Here is a 245-nt window from a genome sequence, read left to right on the forward strand (position 1 = left end):
GATTCGCAGGTGTTCGCGCTGGAAGTGTGGGCCAAGGAATACCGCGGCGACCTCGGCATCGCGCTGTCGGACGTCTATGGCATGGACGCCTTCCTGCGCGACTTTGACATGTATTTCTGCAAGCTGTTCGACGGCGCGCGGCACGATTCGGGCGATCCCTTCGTCTGGGGCGAACGCTTGCTCGAGCACTATCGCAAGAACCGCGTCGACCCGCGCGCCAAGACGCTGGTGTTCTCGGATTCGCT

The 245-nt window shown here is 62.4% G+C and carries 1 pseudogene; it reads left to right on the top strand.

Features of this window, described 5'->3' with window-relative positions:
- Positions 1–245: pseudogene (locus SB756_RS34035) on the top strand (nicotinate phosphoribosyltransferase); the annotation flags it as partial.

Origin of the sequence: Pseudomonas sp. SIMBA_068 (assembly GCF_046534705.1) — a bacterium.
In the GTDB taxonomy this organism is placed as follows: Bacteria; Pseudomonadota; Gammaproteobacteria; order Pseudomonadales; family Pseudomonadaceae; genus Aquipseudomonas; species Aquipseudomonas putida.